Genomic DNA, 17,751 nt, shown 5'->3' on the forward strand with positions numbered 1-17,751 from the left:
TCAGCGGTTACGGACATGCGACAGCCTTCGTGTGACGGAACGGAGTGCGGGGGTGACGCCGGAGGCGCCCAGGGCCGAGGCCAGCAGGACGAAGACGAGGGCGACGACCGCGCCGCCGACGGCGAGGCCGAGGACGGGGGAGTCGAACCGGTCGGCGCAGTACATCCCCACCACGCCGGCGGCCACGGCCGCCCGCACCGGCCGGGTCATCTCGCCGACCACCTGCCGGGTGCGGATCGGCACCGCCCGGCCGCGCATGCCGTGCAGCAGGATCAGCGCGGTGAGGGTGATGCCGAAGGCGTTGGCGGCGGCGATGCCGAGGACGCCCCAGGAGTCGACGGTCGCCGCGCCGATCCACGAGGTGGCGACGATCCCCGCGGCCATCGCGGCCAGCGGGTACCAGGTGGGACGGCCCGCCGAGAAGTACGAGCGGGTCAGCGCGCTCACCAGGGCGTGACCGAGCAGCCCGAGGGCGTACACCCGCATCACGGCGGCGGTGGCCGCGGTGTCCCGCGCGGTGAACGCGCCGCGCTGGAAGAGCAGTTCGATCAACTGCGGTCCGCACGCGAAGATCGCGGCCGCGCCGAGCAGCACGATGCACGACACCAGCGCGAGGTCCTTCTCCACCCGGCTGCGGGCCCGTTCGGTGTCGCCCTCCGCCATCGCCTGCGCCACCACCGGCAGGGTGACGGTGCACAGCATCAGCGAGAACGTCATCGGGATCTGGGCCACCTTCTGCGCGTAGTTGAGATGCGAGATGGCCCCGGCCGGCAGCGTCGAGCCGAGGAAGCGTTCGATGAGGACCTGGGACTGACGGCACAGCGCGAAGAGCAGGACGGTGGTGATGAGGGTCAGCTCGACGGGCCGGGCGGCCTTGTCGTCGGCGCCTCGGGCGTCGGTACCGTGAGCGTCGCCGGCCCGGTCCGCGGCCCGGTCCGCGGCTTGGTCGGCGGCCGCCTCGGGGTCTGCGAGTGCCTCGGCGCTCCCGGCGCCGCGCTTCGTGCGGCGCAGCTGCCGCAGCAGGGCCGGCAGCTGCGTGGCGATCATCAGCACCCCGCCCACCGCGACCCCCAGGGCCGCCGCCCGCACCCCCCAGCGTCCGCCCAGGACGAACATCGCCGTGATGATCCCGACGTTGTACGCCACGTAGATCGCGGCGGGTGCCGTGAACCGGCGGTGGGCCCGCAGGGCCGCGCTGCAGTAGCCGGCCAGGCCGAAGGTCAGCACGCAGGTGCCGGTGAGCCGGGTGCAGTCGACGGCCAGCCGGGGGTTGGGGAGCCCGGGAGCGAGGGCCTCGACGAGATAGGGCGCGCCGAGGATGAGCAGCACGGCCGCCGCGGCGAAGGCCAGCGCCAGCCGGGGCAGTGTCGAGGCGACCAGGGCGCGGACCGGGTCGGGGCCCGCGCCGCCCCGGGCCCGGCGCGCCACCGCCACGCTGAACGCGGGCACCAGCACGAAGGCCATGCCGTCCTCGATCAGCAGCGTCGCCGCGAACTCCGGCACGGTCCACGCCACCAGGAACGCGTCCGTCTCGCTGCCGGCCCCGAACAGATAGGACAGCGACTGGTCCCGGCCGAGCCCCAGCAGCGCGGCGGCCGCGGTGAGCGCCGCCGTGACGAGTGTCGCCTTCGCGAGGAACCGCCCGGTGGGGGGCGCGACCTCCGAGGGTTCGGGGGCCCGCGCGCCCGGCACCGAGGGTCCGGGGGCCGGCGGAACGGAGGTGGGAGAGGGGGACGGCAGCGTGCCGCCGGCGCCCGGACCCTTGGTGCCGGAAACGGAAGCCGCCGCGTCCGCAGCCGGCCCGGCCGCTGACACGGGAGGTGTCTGCCCCTGAGGTGTTCCGGTCATCGAACCCCGGCCTCCTGAGGTGCGCGGGACGCGACGGCCCCGGCCGTGGCGGCACCCGTGGCGGTACGGTCCGCCAGCGCCCACCACGCCACGAGGCCGAAGCACACCGCCGTCAGCACGGTCGTCGGCCCGCCGATGTCCGCGTACACGAAGTCGACCAGCACCCAGGCGATCAGCCCGCAGGCGACGAGCCCGCAGTCGTACCCACCGGTGCCGCCGGTGCCACCGGTCCCGCCGCTCCCGCCGTTCGCGGTCTCGCGCCGGGCCCGCACCAGCCCCCGCACCCCGCACACCGCCAGCGCCAGCCAGCACCCCGCGAGCGCCGTCAGGCCGATCAGACCCTGTTCGCTCAGGACCAGCAGGTACATGTTGTGCGGGGAGAGGAGCGGCTGCTTCTGGTAGGCGGTGCCGGCACCGGCGATGTCGCTGCCGGCGGACAGCGCCAGCGAGGCGTGTCCGTCGCGGTGTTCGGGGAAGCCCTTCAGCCCCACGCCCGCCAGCGGCTGCTCGCGCCACATGTCCTCGGCGGCGGCCCACATGGTGTACCGGTCGGTGACCGACTGGTCCGGCGCGTCGGCGACCTGGGTGATGCTGCTGATCCGGTCCTGGAGCATCGCGGACCCGATCCCGAGTCCGCCGACGAGGACCACACCCACGGCGGTGACGGCCGCGCAGACCACCACCGCCCGTCGCAGCCCGGCCAGCAGCACCTGCAGTCCGCACGCCGCCGCCGTGGCGATCCACGCGCCCCGGCTGAACGACACCGCGAGCGGCAGCACCAGCAGCACCGAGCAGACCACCGCCCACACCCGCTGCCGCGCCGTCGAGGGCGCCAGCGCCAGCCCGACCGCGCACACCAGCCCGAACGACACCACGGTGGCCATCCCCATGACGTCCCCGGCCCCGAAGGTCCCCACGGCCCGGATGTCCTCACCGGCGTAACTGGCGCCGGTCCCGGTGGCGAACTGGTGCACCCCGACGGCGCCCTGCCACAGCGCGAGCCCCACGAACGACCAGGCGACCACCCGGAAGTCGGCCCGCCCGCGCACGCTGACCAGCACCGACACCGGCACCAGCACGAAGATCTGCAGATACCGGCCGAACCCCTCGACACCGGCCCCGGGGTCGCCCGCCCCGGCCGCCGCCAGCGCGAGCCCGGCCACCGGCAGCCCGAGGACCACCGCGGCCGTACGGGTCAGCGGGCGCCGCCGCTCCCGCAGCAGCCGTACGGCGCACCACAGCACCAGCAGCCCCGAGACGGCGTCGGCCGGGGTCGCTCCGCCCTCGGCGCTCTGCGTGACGGGCAGCGCGAGCGCGGCCACCACGGCGACCACGGGCAGGACGGGCGCCGCAGCGCGCACAGACGTCAAGGTCAGCTCCCCGTCGGGCGGACGAGCGCGGCGGCCGTGCGCACCAGGATGCAGAGGTCCTGCCACAGCGACCAGTTGTCGATGTAGGCGTTGTCGAAGCGGGCCCGGTCCTCGATGGAGGTGTCGCCGCGCAGCCCGGTGACCTGGGCCAGGCCGGTGATCCCGGTCCGCATCCGGTGCCGGGCCGCGTAACCGGGGTAGGTCTGGCCGAACTTGGCCACGAAGTAGGGCCGTTCGGGGCGCGGGCCGACCAGGCTCATGTCGCCGCGCAGCACGTTCCACAGCTGCAGCAGCTCGTCCAGCGAGCTGCGCCGCAGGAAGCGGCAGAACCAGCCCATCTCCCCGTCGTTCGCCACGCTCCACCGGGTCGCCGCCTCGTGCGCGTCGGCCGGGCGGTGGGTGCGGAACTTCAGCAGGGTGAACGGCAGCCCGTCCCGGCCGATCCGCTCCTGCCGGAACACCACCCCGGGCCCGTCGCCCAGCCGCAACGCCACCGCGCACACCAGCAGCAGCGGGCTCACCAGCAACAGCAGCGCCCCGGACACGACCACGTCCAGCAGCCTTTTGCCGAACGCCTCATGAGTGATCGTCAGCTCCAGCCGCCGACAGGCGAACCCGGCGAGCAGCTCGGTCGAACCGTCCCGGTCGTACGAGGGGGTCTCGGGGTCGACCTCCCACAGCGCGCAGCCGTCGTCCTCCAAGGTGCGCAGCAGCGGGGCGCGTTCGGTGCGGGAGCCGACGACGAGCACGACCTGGACACCGTTCTGCACGGCCGCCCGCCGTACCTCCTCGGGGGTGGTGAGCACGGGCAGGCCCTCGGTCCCGGCCGCCTGGTCGGCGACCACGCCGACGGGCCGGACACCGCACCCGGGGTGGCGCAGGAACGCGGCGGCCACGCGCTGCGCGGTCGCCGCCGGGCCCACCACCAGGGCCGCGCCGGGCCGTCTGACGAGCGCCCGGCGCCGGTGCCAGTGCACCGAGCCCCGGCCGAGGCAGGCCGCCGCCGAGTGCAGGGCGCAGCCGAGGGCCAGCTCGTGGGCGGCGAGCGCGTGGTCGGGGGAGTGTGCGGCGACCCCGGCACCCAGCACGCACCAGCCGAGCACGATCCGCCCCCACACGGCGGGCAGTTCGTCGAGCACGGCGGGCACGGCAGGGGGCCGGTAGAGGCGCGCCCGGGCGTTGAGCACGGCCACGGCCAGGGCCAGGACGGCGACCATCAGCGGCCGCCCGGGCGTCGTGTCGTCGGTGAGGGCCAGCACCGCGAGCAGGGCCGCGCCGCCGTCCGCCGTCAGCAGCGGCAGTCCCGAGGGAGGCCGGGCGACGGGCCGCCGCCCGGCCGTGAGGACCGGGCCGCCGACGGTGTCGCGCGGCGGGGCCACCGAGACGGACGAGCCGCCGAACTCGCGTTGCTGTCCACCGGGGGAGTGGACGGTGCTTTCCGTACGTTCCGCAGTCACGTGTGGATGGACTCCCTGCACTCGGTGGCTTTACCGCGTCGGCCGTCCGCACCGCCGAGCAGTTCGCGGTACACGTCCGCGACGGCCTTGTTCGTGTGCCGCACGTCGTGCGTGGTCAGTACGTGACGGCGGCCCTGCCGGCCGAGCGACTCGCGCAGCGGCGGATCGAGCAGCAGGCTGACCACGGCCCCGGCGAGTGCGGCGGGGTCCTCCACGGGCACCGGCTCCCGGCCGGGCGGCAGGCTCTCGCGGGCCCCGTCCACATCGGTGAGCACGACCGGCCGCCCGCACGCCATGGCCTCCAGCGGCGCCAGCGCCATGCCCTCCCAGCGCGACGGCAGGACGACCAGATCGGCGGCCTGGTACCAGGGCGCCGCGTCCGCGACAGCCCCGGCGAACAGCACGCCCTCCGGGGCCAGGGTCCGAAGCCGCTCGGCCTCCGGTCCGTCGCCGACCAGCACCAGACGCGCCGCCGGCACCCGCCGCAGCACCGCCTCCCAGGCCGCGAGGAGCACGTCCTGCCCCTTCTGCCGGCACAGCCGCCCCACGCACACCACCAGCGGAGCGGCCGGAGCGACCCCGGCGAGCAGCGGGATCCCGGCGCGCACGGTGTCCGCGGCGGCGGGGGAGAAGCGCCCGGCGTCGACCCCGTTGGGGATCACCGTCCACCGCGCCCGTACCCCGGCGCGTTCCCCGGTGACCCGTTCGGCCTCGCTGACGCACACCACCCGGGAGGCCCAGCGCGCGCCCGCCCGCTCCCATCCGCGCGCCAGCGCCGCCATGCTGCCGTCCACCGCCTCGAAGGACCAGGCGTGCGGCTGGAACACGGTCGGAACGCGGCCCCGGACGGCGAGTCGGCCCGCCAGACCGGCCTTCGCGCTGTGCAGGTGCACCAGGCCGGGCCGCACGTCGTCGAGGATCCGCCGCAGCCCGCGCACCTCGGAGACGAGCGTCGGGCCCGGCGACCGGGTCGCCGCCCAGGGCCGCACCTCGGCGCCGAGCGCGCGCAGGGCCGGGGCGAGCGGGCCCTCGGGGCAGGCCACCGTGGTGGGCAGGCCGTCGGCGAGCCGGGCCCGCACCAGGTCCGTCACGACACGGGCCACGCCGCCGTCGACCGGCTGGGTGACGTGCAGGACCCGCGAAGGGGGGTCGGATGGTGACAGTCGCATGCGGGTTCCTTGCTCAGAGGCGGCGCCGGGCGGCGCTCGTCACGGCTTGGCGTCGACGGCGACGAAGAGCGCCCCGACCCAAGCCGCGTCCCGCTGCGAAACGATCCGGAAGGCCAACTGGTCACCGCCGTGCCGGATTTCGTCGCCCAGTTCGAGCACGTCCGAGTCGTATCCGAGGGTGTTCGCGTACGCCGGCGTACGCCCGGCGGCGAGCGCCGCGGGCTCGCTGATCGTGGAGTTCAGGACGTCGTCACGCGGGTTGGCCGCGTCCCCGAGCGCGACCGCGGGGCCCCGGCCGGTCGAAACGGTGAGCGAATCGCCCCGGCTCCCCCGGTCCCCGTTGTAGGCGACGAGCCCCACGGTGCCGCGCGCGCGTTCGGGCAGGGGCATCGTGACCGGCCCGACCCGCTGCTCGCCGCCCCGGGCGAGGGCGTCGAAGCCGTCCCACATCGCCAGGTGCCGCAACGGCTCCGCCGCGTTCTCGTAGGCCACCATCAAGGTCCAGCCGCCCCAGGCGCCGGCCGCCGAACGGCCCATGGCCACATTGACCTGCGCCACCGTGTAGAGCCCCGAACCGCTGGACCGCACCAGCTCCGTCACGTCCGCCGATGCCTGGAACGCGTCCGCGCCCCGGGCCACCCGGTGCCCCACCACCGTGTCCGCGAGCACCTCCTTGTACGCGCCGCCGGGCTCCGCGATCAGCACCCGTCCGTTGTCCTTCGGCGGCTTCTGCTCACCCACGCGCAGGTTCCCGCCCCAGTACAGCCGCGCGTACGACACCCGCGCGCCCGGCGGCAGACGGACCTCGCCCCGGCTGGAGTTGTAGGTGTTCGGGTCCCGGTCGACGTCGATGTAGAACATGTCGAAGTCGCCGTTGACGGCCGTACGTCCCCCGCGCGCGTCGGCGCACGAGGTCACCGCCGGAGGGGGCGCGAGCACCGGGGGCACGGTCGGTGCCGAGGCGGACGCGGCCACGAGGGGGGCGGGGGCGACCGTGAGGGGGGAGGGCGCGGCCGTCGGTGGGACGATCGCCGGCGTCGCACGGCAGGTGATCGAGGAGTTGGCCGCGCGGACGATCCCGCCGTGCTGCAGCGCCCGGTACCGCTGTCCGAACGCCAGACGCTCGGCCTCGGGCGAGGGCGCGGGCGGCGCCGCCGTCGCGGGAGCGCCCGGCCCCCAGAGGACGGCGGCGGCACAGCAGCCCACCATGGCGCGGCGCAGCAGAGGACCCGGGTGAATTCGCATGACCGGCGGTGCCCTTTCGGGAGCTGGTTCGAGTGCTTGACGGGGAAATGCCGCGGACCGTCGAAGTGAGGAAAATGTGCGGATCTGATAAAGGCCGCGGTGTTGTGGGGATATGGGCAACTCTATCCCTCTATGCGTATTTATCTGCGGAGCGTGCCGCCTGTGTCGGATCGGTGGAGCGGGCGTTCTGCGAGATCACTCCTTTGGAGGCACAACCCCGGACGCATGCCACGCGTTGACTCACCGCCGGGCACCCCCGCCCGACTGTTTTGCATCAACTCCAAGGAGCACCTCTCCATGTCGCGTATCGCGAAGGGCCTGGCCCTGACCTCCGTTGCTGCCGCGGCCGTGGCGGGCACCGCCGGCGTCGCCACCGCCGACAGCGAGGCGAAGGGCTTCGCCGCTCACTCCCCGGGCGTGCTGTCGGGCAACGTCGTGCAGGTTCCGGTCCACGTGCCGGTCAACGTGTGCGGTAACACCATCAACGTCATCGGTCTGCTGAACCCGGCGTTCGGCAACAAGTGCTTCAACGACTGACGTTCGAGGACTCGCGTCCCCGCACCGACGTCCCCGCACTGACGTTCGCGCGTTGAACACGAACCGGCCGTTCTCCCTTCGGGAGGGCGGCCGGTTCGTGTTGCTCCGGATGGTGCCCCTCGGTTGCAGACGGCGATCACCGATTTCACGGTGAGAAGACGATCTCCCGCACCGATGGAAAGGAACATCCATGCGTGTTCTGCCCGTACGGCGTCTCGCGGCCTCCGCGCTCGGCGCCGCGCTCCTCCTCGGCGTCACCGCCCCGGCCGTCCTGGCCGCCGACGTGGGGTCGGCGCCCGAGCGCGCCCGGTCGGCGGCCCCGGTTCCCGGCGCGGACGCGATTCGGGCCCAGCTCAAGGGCCTCGGCGACCTCGGCGGGGTGCTGAAGCCGGTGACCGAGCTGCTCGACGCCGTACTGAAGGCGGACGACGGCCGGCTCTCCGCCGACCGGGCGGCCGAGCTGGGCAAGGCCGTGCGGGACGCCATCGACAAGGCCAGGACGAGCGCCCCGGCGACCCCGCCGGCCGCCGTGCCTCCGGTGGTGCTGCCGGTCGCACCGCCGGTCGACCCTCCCGTCACCCTGCCGGCGGACCCGGCCCCGCCAGTTGTCCCGCCCGCCGCGGACGCCCCGACGGTCCCATCGGCTCCGTCGCTCCCCTCGGTGCCGGCCGCCCCCGTGGTGCCTGCCGCCCCCGCCGCCCCTGTGGTGCCTGCCGCCCCGGCCGTCCCCCTGGTGCCTGCCGCCCCGCCGGCGGCGCAGTCGGCCGTCACGTTGCCGGCGTTCGACCGCGAGCCCATGCGCTCTGTCGCGGCGGACCCGGTGTCCGACGCGCTGACCGCCCTGCAGACGGCGGTCGACAGCCTGATCGAGGCGGCCACCTCAGGTGACCTCGCCCAGGTGCCGCCCGCCGTCGACGGAGTGGTCGCCGGCCTGGTCCGGTTCGTCGGGGCCACCCTCCTGGGCAGCGGTCTGCCCGCCCCGCTCGCCGTGCCGCCGGTGGCGCCCTCGGCGGAACTGCCGGTCACACCCGCCACGGACACCCTGCCGGTACGGCCGCCGGCCGCGGCGCCCGGTCGCTGAGAGCGAGACGGAGCGGCCGGGGCGAGCCGGCCGGGACAGGTCCGGCGACAGGTCCGGCGCCTGTTTCGTATGACCTGTTGTTCGGCGTCAGATATGACCTGTCCCGAACGGGGTTTCCGCCGGCGCGAGGGCTCGTTGGACACGGCGCAGTGCTTCCAGTATCCGAGGAGAGGAACACGATGAAGTCGCTGAAGGCCGCCGCCGTCGTCGCAGGGTCCCTGGCCATCGCCGGTGCCGCCGCGCCCGCCTTTGCCTACGACGCCACGGACGTCACGCCCACCAGCCTCAACGGCGCGGTGAACACGCTCTTCAAGGGGCCCATCGAGCCCGCTCCGCTGCAGCAGCAGTCGAACGCGCTCGACACGGAGAACAAGGACTCCGTGCTCCACACGGTGAGCGGCGCGACCAAGGCCCTCAACGCCCCCGGCGGCGCCACCAAGCTCCTCGGCGGCCTGCCCCTCCAGGGCTGACATTTCCTTGCACGGCCCCAGGGCCGGTTCCGCGAAGGCGCGGAACCGGCCCGACGCCTTTCCGGCCCTCTTTCACGATCCTCGGACGGGTGAATTCCGCACTGTTCGAGACGTGTCCCTCATTCGTGTGGTCGGTCGTCGCCTGTCGCCCGGTCGGGTGAAAAGGCGGCCGAGTCGTTTGGCGGGCGTGGATAGGGTTCCGCGGTGACTTCAACTTCCGCTGAAATTCGCCCTTTCCGTCCCGCCGACCTCGGCACGCTCGTCGTCATGGCGTGGAGCGGTGAAGCCCCCGACGGAGACATGCCCTATCTGCTCGCCTACACCCTGGGCGACGGCCGCAGCGGCCCGGAGGGTTCCACGGCCGCCGTGGCGGACCTGCTGACCAGCCTCGGCCTCTCCATCGGCGAGAAGGTCGTCGACGGCACCGCCAACTCCAGCCTGCCGGTCACCCTGCTCGTCGAGGCCGGCCAGGCCGTCGTCACCCTGCCGCAGCTCAACGCCCAGTGCCCGGCTCCGCCGGAGTGGCTCGCCGCCGTCGGCGCCCGCGGCTTCGCCTACCTGCTGTTCGCCACCCGCCCCTGGCCCGAGGCCCGGCCCGGCATGCCCGTCGCGCCCGAGGCCCTCGCCGCCTTCGCCGGCGACCCCGAGACGCTGACCAGCGCCGCGCACGTCCTCCTGCCGGCCCGCAGCCTGCGCGGCTGATGGCCGCCCCGGCAGGACGGCCGGTGCGTACGGCCGGCGCCGGGCGTGCCTTCGCGATCCTGCTGCTGATCACCGGCGCGGCCGGGCTGCTCGCGTCCTGGGTCATCACGATCGACAAGTTCAAGCTGCTGGAGGACCCGGACTTCACGCCGGGCTGCAGCCTCAACCCGGTGGTCTCCTGCGGCAACATCATGAAGAGCGACCAGGCCTCCGCCTTCGGGTTCCCCAACCCGATGCTCGGCCTGGTGGCCTACGGCATCGTGGTCTGCGTCGGCATGAGCCTGCTGGCCGGTGCGGTGTTCCCGCGCTGGTACTGGCTGACCTTCGGCGCGGGCACGCTGTTCGGGGTCGGCTTCGTGACCTGGCTGCAGTTCGAGTCGCTGTACCGGATCAACTCGCTCTGTCTGTGGTGCTGCCTGGCCTGGATCGCCACGATCGTCCTCTTCTGGTACCTGGCCTCGTTCAACGTCCGCAACGGTTTCCTGCCCGCGCCGGCCTGGCTGAGCGGCTTTCTCGTCGAGTTCACCTGGGTGCTCCCGGTGCTGCACCTCGGAGTGATCGGCATGCTGATCCTGACCCGTTGGTGGGATTTCTGGACGAGCTGACCATGTGATCGACGGGCCGGTGATGCAATAGGGAAATGAGCAGGTAAGCCTCTCGGACCATTGCGGCAGTCGGGCGAATCTTGAACTGAGGGAGATCTCCGGATCGTTCACCCGGTACGGGCGCCGAGCCCGCAGAACAGCCGGCGCACCACCGATTCCGTATCCGTCGATCCGGCCGATTCCCACGAGCGCCGATCCCGGATCCGCCCATTCCTGAAAGGGACCGTACCGAGATGAAGCCGACCACACGAGGAACCCTTGCCGCCGTCGTCACCGGTGTGGCGGCCGCGATGGGCGCCTCCGCCGCCCCCGCCGTCGCGGCCGAGACGGTCCCCGTCCCCCTGCCGCTCGAAGGGGTGGAGCACTCCCTGAACGTCAAGGCTCCCAGGCTGAGCGGGGAGCTGCCCCTGCTCATGCCGGGCGCTCCCCAGGGCGGCCCGAAGTACGTCGAGGGGCGGCTGCTGCCCGCGAGCAGCCTGCCGCAGGTGCCGCTCGGCACCGCGCTGCCGGGGCTGAAGGCCGAGACCCCGCTGCCCCGGCTGGTCGGGGAGGGCTTCGAGCGGGTCGGCCTCGACGCGCCCGCCGCCGATCTGCGGACCCTGACCCCCGGGCTGAACGTGGACACCCCGCTGACCGCGCCAGACCCCCACGCGCTGGGCCTGCCCAGCCTGAAGGACCCCCAGGTGGCCGTGCTCGCCCCGCTGCTGCGGACGGCGCCGACCGCGAACCTCGGGCTCGTCTGAGCCCGCGGCGACACGACAGACGAGGCCCGGGGCCGTACCGGCCCGGGCCCGGCCGTCCGGGGGTCACCGCTACCGAACACGACGAGGAGAGAGTGTTGTTCGTCAGCAGAGTGACGGTGGACCCCGAAGCCGGCCGGAGCAGAACGCGCCGCAACGCGCTGCGCGCCCTGGGAGCGTCGGCCGTCGCCCTGGCCGTGACCCCCGTGGTCGCCGCCGTGTGGCCGCGCCGGTCGGCGGGACCCGCGGAGGCCGACTTCGACGAGACGTACCGGGGCCGCCGTATCCGCGGGATCAAGGCCGACACGGGCCAGACGGCCTATCTGGGGGCCCGGACGCCCGGCCCCGGCGCATGGGACGTGACCGTCGACGGGCGCCCCCTGCACCTCATGCGCCGTGCGGACGGCACGTACCTGAGCATGATCGACCACTACCGCTCGTACCCGACGGCCCTGGCGGCGACCCGCGCCGCGGTCGAGGAACTGGGAGCCACCCAGCGCCTGCGCGTGGCGGAGACGGCGGAGGGAGCGGTCGGCCATGGCCTACACCCGTAAGGACGTCAGCACGCTCACCCGCACGGAGCGCCGGCGGTTCGTGAACGCGCTGCTCAAGCTCAAACAGCGCGGCGAGTACGACGAGTTCGTGCGGATGCACATCGACCACTACGTCTCCGACGGCGACGGCGGTCTGCGGACGGCCCACATGGCGCCCTCCTTCCTGCCCTGGCACCGCCGGTTCGTGCTGGAGCTGGAGAAGGCGCTGCGCCGGATCGACGACTCGGTGACCGTCCCGTACTGGGACTGGACACGGGACCGTACGACGACGTCCGCGCCCTGGACCGCCGATCTGCTCGGCGGCAACGGGCGGCGCTCCGACCTGCGGGTGACGACCGGCCCGTTCGCCTACGGGACGGGCCGGTGGACCATCACGGAGGGGCTCACGGACATCGAGTACCTCACCCGGGACTTCGGTTACCCGCGCAACCCGGTGGCCCTGCCCACCGCCCGTGACCTGGACGCCGCCCTCGCCGAGTCCGTCTACGACAAGGCCCCCTGGAACTCGGTCACCCGCGGGGGCTTCCGCAACCGGCTCGAAGGGTGGGGCCAGGGGACCGGGAGCGGCTCCTGGCTGAACCACAACCGGGTGCACCGGTGGGTCGGCGGGCACATGGTCGGCGGGGCCTCCGTCAACGACCCCGTCTTCTGGCTGCACCACGCCTTCGTCGACCTGCAGTGGACGCGCTGGCAGCAGCGTCACCGCGGCGCCCGCTATCTGCCGGCCAAGCCGCCGGGCAAAGGCGATGCCCAGCGGGGGCGGATCGTCGCGCGCGACGAGCGGATGCCGCCGTGGAACGTGACTCCGGGGTCGCTGGAGTCGATCGGGCACGTGTACCGGTACGGGTGACCGCGGCCCGTCGTCCCTGGCGGTGGCCCGGGGCGGGCGGTCCCGGAACGGCGCGAAGCCCCCGGCGGGTGTCCCACCGTCGGGGGCTTCGCGTCACTGCCGTGTCGCCGCTGTGGCACTCAGGGCTGTCGGCCGTGTCAGTGGCCGTAGCCGGAGGGGCCGGGGTTGCCCTTGTGGCTGTCGTCGCTCTTGTTGACGCAGACGTTGCCGAAGGCGGGGTTCAGCAGGCCGACGATGTCGATCGTGTTCCCGCACAGGTTGACCGGAATGTTGACGGGGACCTGGACGACGTTGCCCGAGAGGACACCCGGCGAGCCGACGGCCTTGGCCTCGGCACCCGCGTCCGCCGAGGCCAGGCCGGCGCCGCTGAGCACGACGGCGGACGTGCCGAGGGTGACGACGGCTGCCTTCGCGATGCGAGACATCACGTTCTCCTTCTTGATCGGTGAGCACGACCCCCACTTCGTGGCCGCACGCCCCTTCAACGCGCCCGCGCACCGGGGGTCACGGCGTCGGCCGGTGGATCACCCGTTCCGAACGGGAGTGTGGGGCCGGCGCTCACCGACGCCGGAATCCGGACAGAGAACAGGGCCCCTCCGCCGGGGAGGGCGAGCGGCGCCTTCGGCCCGTGTACCACGGCGCAACGACCGTATGGGCCTTCGTCGTTGCGATCCTCGTCGTGCTCGTGGCCGGTCGGTGCGTCCGACGCCGAAGGTAGTGCCGGTGCCGGTGCCGTCGGCCGCATGCGCACGGTGGCGTCGAGGGACGGCTGCCTGACCTGAAACGGTGCCCGGAGGCCGTCGGGGACCGTCCCGGGCCGGAAGCCGACGGAAGCCGAGGCTTCACGGCGAGAATTTCGACACGTATTCGACGGGGCCACCCGAGAGAACCCGGTGACAGCCGGACGGCCCCGGAATCCCCCCTTGGCCGTCGGGGGAGTGTCCAGGGTTTTTGTCGTGGCGGGTGCTACCTGTCGTGACCAGTAAAAAAGCCCTCCCGGAGGGAGGGCGGAGACTTGCGCCCCCGGCAGGACTCGAACCTGCGGCCAAGCGCTTAGAAGGCGCCTGCTCTATCCACTGAGCTACGGGGGCCGGGTGTGGTGGCCTCTGTCTGGTGCCCGGGTGTGGGCGGATCCGTGACGTCGCCGGGGACAAGGATAGGGCTCCCGAGTCCTTGCCCCTGTTGCTTCGCCTCCGTGGCTCAATGTGGAGGTTCGGTGAAGCGGTCCTGATAATCGCAGGCAGGTACGAATCGTGCACCTCTTTTCGCGGCTCGGGGCCCGCATGTTGTGCACTCGTTATGCCTGTGCCCCTCTCGCCCCTTCCGTCCCTCTGTGTCCGCTCGGCGCGCAGGCGTACTTATATGCTTCAGAATGTTCCCAAAATTGGGCATTCTTCGCATGTGGTGACCTTGGACGTACGGCCCCAGCTGCTCGACGCGCTCTCCGCCCTGCGCGACCGTGTCGCCGCCGCGCGCTTCCCGCTGCCCCTGGCAGGGGCCCCGCGCGCGCGTGCCAACCGCGACGAACTGCTCGCGCAACTCGACGACTACCTGGTGCCCCGGTTGCGGCAACCCGAAGCGCCGTTGCTGGCCGTGGTCGGGGGGTCGACCGGAGCCGGCAAGTCCACTCTCGTCAACTCCCTGGTGGGGCGGAAGGTCAGCGAGGCCGGAGTGCTGCGGCCGACGACCCGTACGCCCGTACTGATCTGCCATCCCGAGGACCACCACTGGTTCAGCGGGATGCGGGTCCTGCCGCACCTCACCCGCGCCCGGCCGGTGCGGCGGGAACCCGGTCAGGATCCGGACGACGGGTCGTTCCCGCCGGGCCGCGACGGCGGCGAGGAGGGCCGGCGCGTCCTGCGCGTCGAGACCGCCGACAGCCTTCCGCCCGGTCTCGCCCTGCTCGACGCCCCCGACGTCGACTCCCTGGACGCCGACAACCGCGTCCTCGCCGCCGAACTGATCTGCGCCGCCGACATCTGGGTGATGGTCACCACGGCCTCCCGCTACGCCGACGCCGTGCCCTGGCATCTGCTGCGGTCCGCGAAGGAACACCGGGCGACCCTGGTCACCGTGCTGGACCGGGTGCCCCACCAGGTGGTGTCCGAGGTCTCCCGGCAGTACGGGGCACTGCTGACCAAGGCCGGGCTCGGCGACGTGCCCCGGTTCACCGTGCCCGAGCTGCCCGAGTCCGCCTGGGGCGGGGGGCTGCTGCCGGGCACCGCCGTCGCTCCGCTGCGTGCCTGGCTCGTCCAGCAGGCGACCGACCCGGCGGCCCGGCACGAGACCGTGGCCCGCACGGCGCACGGCGTCCTCGACTCGCTGAGGTCCCGGATGCCCGAACTGGCGAGCGCGGCGGCCCAGCAGTACTCCACGGCCCTGCGGCTCACCGCCGCCGTCGACACGGCGTACGACAGCGAGTACGCGCGCGTGAAGGGGCGGCTGCAGGCGGGGGCGGTCCTCGCGGGGGACGCCCTCAAACGGTGGCGCAGCTACCCGCTGGACTGCACCGCGGGTGAACTGCTCGACGCCCTCGTGGAAAGCCTCGGCACCCTGCTGCTCTGCGCCGTCACCGCCGCCGACGAGCGGATCGGCGAGACCTGGCGCCGCGAACCGGCCGCCGTGGCCGCCGGACTGACGGAACGTGACGCCGCGCGCGAGAGCGTCGAGGACCGGATCGGGATCACCGTACGACGCTGGCGGCGCGTGCTGGAGGAGTACGCCGAGGAAGAGGTGCGCGACCTCGACCGGAGCGCCGCGCCGGACGTGGAGGCGGTGGCCGCGCTGGGCGCCACGGCCCTGCTGGGCGGACGGCGGGCGCGGTCCGCGGGCGAGGGGCTCGCCGAACGGATCGGGGCGCACGGCGCGCTGCGGCTGCGCGACCGGGGCGGACGGCTGCTCACCGAGTACCTGGAGCGGGCCCTGGACACCGAGCGCGAACGCCGGCTCGCCCCGCTCGACGCGCTCGACGTGCACCCCGAACCGCAGGCCGAACTCATCGCCGCCCTGTCCGTACTGCAGAAGGAGAGGTGACCGCCGTGACCGCCGTCACTGACCACACGGATCAGACCGGAGACGACGTGCCCGAGAAGGGTGACGACAGGACGGGTGAGAGGACCTTCGAGAGGCCGGGGGGGAGGAAGGGCGACAGGGGGCCGTCGGAGAGGGCTCCGGGCGCGCGGTGCGAGGAGAGGCGCGCGGCGGCGCCGGACCGGGGCGCCGACGCACCGGCCGGGCCGGGCCGCGAGCAGCGTGCCCGGGGCGGGAGCGATGCCCACGCGCGCGTGCCCGACCGCTTCGGCGGTGGCGCGTCCGGTCGTCCGGCGAGTGCTTCGGTGGGGGGTTCGTCCGATGACTCGGCCGCTGATCCGTCCGCTGACCCGTCCGGTGATCCGTCCGCTGATTCGTCCGCGCGGGCCGAGTCCGGCGATCCGTGGGACGACGGGCTCATCGCGCGGCGGGTCACGGAGGCGGGGGCCACCGAGCGGGCCCCGGGCACGGAGAACAGGGCCCCGGTCGCCCAGCCGGCCCCGCTCGCGTACGACGGACGCCTGAGGTCGCGGCTCGACGCGCTGCGGGAGCTGGTGGGGGCGTCCCGCACACGGCTGGACAGCACGACCCTGGCGGAGGCCGGACGGGTGCTGGACGAGGCCGCGGCGCGACGCAGGCTCTCGGGTCAGCACACGGTCGTCGCCATCGCGGGCGCCACCGGAAGCGGCAAGTCCATGCTGTTCAACTCCCTCGCGGGAGTGACGATCTCGGAGACGGGCGTACGCCGGCCCACCACGGCCGCGCCCATCGCGTGCAGCTGGAGCGACGGAGCCGCGAGTCTCATCGACCGGCTGGGCATCCCGGGGCGGTTGCGGCGGCGGCCGCTGCAGAGTCCGGAGGCGGAGGCCCAGCTGCGCGGGCTCGTCCTGGTGGACCTGCCCGACCACGACTCGGCGGCGGTGCAGCACCGGGAGCAGGTGGACCGGATCCTGGCGCTCGTGGACGCGGTCATCTGGGTCGTCGACCCGGAGAAGTACGCCGACGCCGTCCTCCACGAGCGCTATCTGCGGCCCCTGGCCGGTCACGCGGAGGTCATGTTCGTCGTCCTCAACCAGGTGGACCGGCTGCCCGGGGAGGCGGCCCACCAGGTGCTGGACGATCTGCGGCGCCTGCTCGACGAGGACGGGATCGCGCTGGGGGAGCACGGCGAACCCGGCGCCACCGTGCTCGCGCTGTCCGCGCTCACCGGGGACGGGGTGGGGGAACTGCGCGACACGCTGGGCCAGTTCGTGGCCGAGCGGGGCGCCCCGGCCCGCCGGGTGCGCGCCGATCTGGACGCGGCGGCCGCGCGGCTGTGGCCCGTGTACGCGAACCAGCGGCGCGCGGGGCTCAGCGAGCGGGCCCGGGACGAGTTCGCCGCGCGGCTCGCGGACGCCGTCGGCGCCACCGCCGCGGGGGAGGCCGCGGAACGCCTCTGGCTGCGTCATGCCAACCGCGCGTGCGGTACCCCCTGGCTACGGCTGTGGCGGTGGTACCGGGGCCGTGCCGAACCCACCACCGGGCGGCTCGCCCTGGCCGCGCCCGTGGACGAGGAGTCCACCGCGCGCCAGCGCGTCGAACAGGCGGTGCGCACGCTGTCGGAGCGCGCCGCCGTGGGACTGCCCGTGCCCTGGGCCCAGGCGGTGCGCGAGGCGGCCGTGCGCGGGGCGCAGGGGCTGCCGGAGGCGCTGGACGAGCTTGCCGTGCGGGTCGGGGCGCCGACGGGGCGGCCGCCGCGGCCGGGCTGGTGGCCCGCGGCGGTGCTCGCGCAGGCGTCGATGACCCTGCTCCAGGTCGTCGGCGGTCTGTGGCTGCTGGGGCAGATCATCGGCTTCATGACGCCCAATCTCGGGGTGCCGGTGCTGCTGATGGTGATCGGCATCGTCGGTGGACCGGCCGTCGAGTGGGGCTGCCGCATGGCCGCGCGCGGTCCGGCACGGCGGTACGGCCACGAGGCGGAACGGCGGCTGCGGGAGGCTGCCGCCGGGTGCGGCCGGGCCCGGGTGCTGGATCCGGTGGCCGCCGAACTGCTGCGGTACCGGGAGGTGCGGGAGCAGTACGGGCGGGTGCTGGGGACGGCGCCTGTGGGGTGA

Annotated in this window: 16 protein-coding genes and 1 tRNA gene; 10 read left to right on the forward strand and 7 right to left on the reverse strand. The window is 73.9% G+C overall.

Annotation, left to right across the window (positions count from 1 at the left end):
* Genes PYR72_RS31000 through PYR72_RS31020 form a run of 5 tightly spaced genes read right to left on the reverse strand, consistent with a single transcriptional unit; the run spans position 1 to position 7,089 of the window.
* Positions 1-1,848 carry a lipid II flippase MurJ gene (locus PYR72_RS31000; RefSeq protein WP_275458341.1) on the reverse strand — a complete coding sequence of 616 codons (1,848 nt, stop codon included), beginning with the start codon at positions 1,846-1,848 and terminating at the stop codon, positions 1-3.
* Complete coding sequence (locus PYR72_RS31005) at positions 1,845-3,209, reverse strand: O-antigen ligase family protein (protein WP_275460572.1); 1,365 nt, start codon at positions 3,207-3,209, stop codon at positions 1,845-1,847. The genes PYR72_RS31000 and PYR72_RS31005 overlap by 4 nt, the downstream gene beginning before the upstream one ends.
* Before the next feature lie 11 nt (positions 3,210-3,220).
* Complete coding sequence (locus tag PYR72_RS31010) at positions 3,221-4,675, reverse strand: exopolysaccharide biosynthesis polyprenyl glycosylphosphotransferase (RefSeq protein WP_275458342.1); 1,455 nt, start codon at positions 4,673-4,675, stop codon at positions 3,221-3,223.
* Entirely contained in the window at positions 4,672-5,844 is a 1,173-nt protein-coding gene (locus tag PYR72_RS31015; RefSeq protein WP_275458343.1) for a glycosyltransferase family 4 protein, read from the reverse strand. Before PYR72_RS31015 ends, PYR72_RS31010 begins: the two co-directional genes overlap by 4 nt.
* A gap of 39 nt (positions 5,845-5,883) precedes the next feature.
* Positions 5,884-7,089, reverse strand: coding sequence for a DUF3344 domain-containing protein (locus tag PYR72_RS31020; RefSeq protein ID WP_275458344.1), 1,206 nt, complete (start codon positions 7,087-7,089; stop codon positions 5,884-5,886).
* 297 nt (positions 7,090-7,386) lie between these two features.
* Between PYR72_RS31020 and chpG the strand changes: the two genes are divergently transcribed.
* The 8 genes from chpG (at position 7,387) to PYR72_RS31060 (ending at position 12,628) form a co-directional block, all read left to right on the forward strand.
* Positions 7,387-7,626, forward strand: a complete 240-nt coding sequence (gene chpG, locus PYR72_RS31025) for a chaplin ChpG (RefSeq protein WP_013003502.1) — start codon at positions 7,387-7,389, stop codon at positions 7,624-7,626.
* A gap of 190 nt (positions 7,627-7,816) precedes the next feature.
* Entirely contained in the window at positions 7,817-8,707 is an 891-nt protein-coding gene (locus tag PYR72_RS31030; protein ID WP_275458345.1) for a hypothetical protein, read from the forward strand.
* A gap of 179 nt (positions 8,708-8,886) precedes the next feature.
* Positions 8,887-9,177, forward strand: coding sequence for a hypothetical protein (locus PYR72_RS31035; protein WP_275458346.1), 291 nt, complete (start codon positions 8,887-8,889; stop codon positions 9,175-9,177).
* A 204-nt stretch (positions 9,178-9,381) separates the two neighbouring features.
* Positions 9,382-9,879, forward strand: coding sequence for a DUF5949 family protein (locus PYR72_RS31040; protein WP_275458347.1), 498 nt, complete (start codon positions 9,382-9,384; stop codon positions 9,877-9,879).
* On the forward strand, positions 9,879-10,484 hold the full coding sequence (locus PYR72_RS31045; RefSeq protein WP_041669741.1) for a vitamin K epoxide reductase family protein: 606 nt from the start codon (positions 9,879-9,881) through the stop codon (positions 10,482-10,484). The genes PYR72_RS31040 and PYR72_RS31045 overlap by 1 nt, the downstream gene beginning before the upstream one ends.
* 233 nt (positions 10,485-10,717) lie before the next feature.
* A complete protein-coding gene (locus tag PYR72_RS31050; RefSeq protein ID WP_275458348.1) occupies positions 10,718-11,227 on the forward strand; it encodes a hypothetical protein in 510 nt (169 codons plus the stop codon).
* 110 nt (positions 11,228-11,337) lie between these two features.
* A complete protein-coding gene (locus tag PYR72_RS31055; RefSeq protein ID WP_275460573.1) occupies positions 11,338-11,778 on the forward strand; it encodes a tyrosinase family oxidase copper chaperone in 441 nt (146 codons plus the stop codon).
* The gene (locus PYR72_RS31060) at positions 11,762-12,628 is read left to right on the forward strand and encodes a tyrosinase family protein (RefSeq protein ID WP_275458349.1); all 867 of its coding nucleotides are present in this window, start codon (positions 11,762-11,764) and stop codon (positions 12,626-12,628) included. The genes PYR72_RS31055 and PYR72_RS31060 overlap by 17 nt, the downstream gene beginning before the upstream one ends.
* Positions 12,629-12,765: 137 nt before the next feature.
* Here the strand turns inward: PYR72_RS31060 and PYR72_RS31065 are convergent, their stop codons facing one another.
* Entirely contained in the window at positions 12,766-13,053 is a 288-nt protein-coding gene (locus PYR72_RS31065) for a chaplin (RefSeq protein ID WP_275458350.1), read from the reverse strand.
* A 593-nt stretch (positions 13,054-13,646) separates the two neighbouring features.
* Positions 13,647-13,719 (reverse strand) — tRNA-Arg (locus PYR72_RS31070).
* Between the two features lie 271 nt (positions 13,720-13,990).
* On the opposite strand from PYR72_RS31070, the gene PYR72_RS31075 reads away from it, so the two are divergent.
* Entirely contained in the window at positions 13,991-15,661 is a 1,671-nt protein-coding gene (locus PYR72_RS31075; RefSeq protein WP_275458351.1) for a dynamin family protein, read from the forward strand.
* Complete coding sequence (locus tag PYR72_RS31080; protein ID WP_275458352.1) at positions 15,658-17,751, forward strand: GTPase; 2,094 nt, start codon at positions 15,658-15,660, stop codon at positions 17,749-17,751. The genes PYR72_RS31075 and PYR72_RS31080 overlap by 4 nt, the downstream gene beginning before the upstream one ends.

Source organism: Streptomyces sp. VNUA24 (genome assembly GCF_029167005.1).
GTDB lineage: Bacteria > Actinomycetota > Actinomycetes > Streptomycetales > Streptomycetaceae > Streptomyces > Streptomyces scabiei.